This is a genomic window from Aquimarina addita, from assembly GCF_039539305.1.
Lineage (GTDB): Bacteria > Bacteroidota > Bacteroidia > Flavobacteriales > Flavobacteriaceae > Aquimarina > Aquimarina addita.
Genome location: NZ_BAABCW010000075.1, coordinates 1 through 743, shown reverse-complemented (window position 1 = coordinate 743; position 743 = coordinate 1). Strand labels below are relative to the sequence as shown.

Here is a 743-nt window from a genome sequence, read left to right as displayed (position 1 = left end):
CAGAGATGGATGCTATACTTACACAATTTGGGAGTGTCGTATTTGGAGGGATTACCGATGGGTTAAACGCTGTACAATTACCCAAAGAGTTTTGGGACAGTGCTGCTCCGGGTTATTATTTTAAAGATGTCAATACTTGGGTACAAGGAATACCTATCCTAGAACAAGCGGTGTTATATCTACAAAACGATATTGCTTTTATTGCGGGAGTATATAATGGGCTCATCAGTACTGCTTCCTTTGTAACGGGTACGGTTACAAATGTATTAGACCTCAAAGCTTTTGTTAAAAAGATGTTATCTGATACAGCGTATCGTAATTATATGTTTAGTGAAGCAAAAGCAATAGCCGATCTTATTACTGATGAATCAAAGAGAGAAGCAGTATGGACACTAGCAAAGGTATTAGTAGTAGGTGAGGTAGAGAAAGGCTGGGAATATCAAAAGAATAAAATTACCGATTATAACTTCACGGGCGTCTATTATTTTGCTGGTAATATTGCTTTTGAGATTGTAGTAGGTGTTTTATCAGGTGGAGCTACCGTAGAAGCAGGAGTTGCAAAGGAGTTTCTTGCTGTACTAAGATGGGCTACCGATCCATTAGAATTTGTGATCAAACGAGGAAAAAAGTTTGCTGCACCTGTAGCAAAACTAATGGCTAAAGGCCTTAAAGTCGCTACAGATGGAGCTGTTAGTATAGGTAATAAAATCTTATTTAAGATTGATATCGAAGCCAATAAAATT

1 protein-coding gene is annotated in these 743 nt (G+C 37.7%); it reads left to right on the top strand.

Annotated elements, in window-relative coordinates:
• Window positions 1-743, top strand: a 743-nt coding sequence (locus ABD816_RS22210; RefSeq protein ID WP_344931114.1) for a hypothetical protein, incomplete at both ends; no start/stop codon positions are given.